Source organism: Corallococcus sp. 4LFB, assembly GCF_046520365.1.
Classification (GTDB): Bacteria; Myxococcota; Myxococcia; order Myxococcales; family Myxococcaceae; genus Corallococcus; species Corallococcus caeni.
Map to the genome: position 1 here is coordinate 1 of NZ_JBKGHJ010001284.1, position 329 is coordinate 329.

General features: G+C 74.8%; 1 protein-coding gene. It reads right to left on the minus strand.

Going from position 1 to position 329, the window contains the following annotated elements; genetic code table 11:
- Window positions 1-329: TIGR02269 family lipoprotein (locus ACLEQD_RS45340; protein ID WP_410392065.1), on the minus strand; the 329-nt coding region annotated here is incomplete at both ends.

Here is a 329-nt window from a genome sequence, read left to right on the forward strand (position 1 = left end):
GGGTTCCCGTACCAGGGGAACACCATCACGGGCTCCACATCCCCCGGCAGGCCCATGCTGCCGCCCCAGTTGCGCCGGGGCCCGCTTCCCGGCGCGGGCGCCACCGCGGCAGGCGGCGGCCGGGGCGGCAGTCCGCGCGCCAGCACCACCTCCCCGGGCACGTCCTCGCACCGGTAGAAGCCGCACGCCGTGCCCCCACACACCAGGGTCACACAGGCATCCGCGCTCGCGTCAGCGCACTCCGCTTCGGCTTCGTCCCACCGCTGCTGCAGCGGCGTGCTGGACGCGCACGCCGCCATCCACAGCACCAGCGCACAGAACGTCAGGCT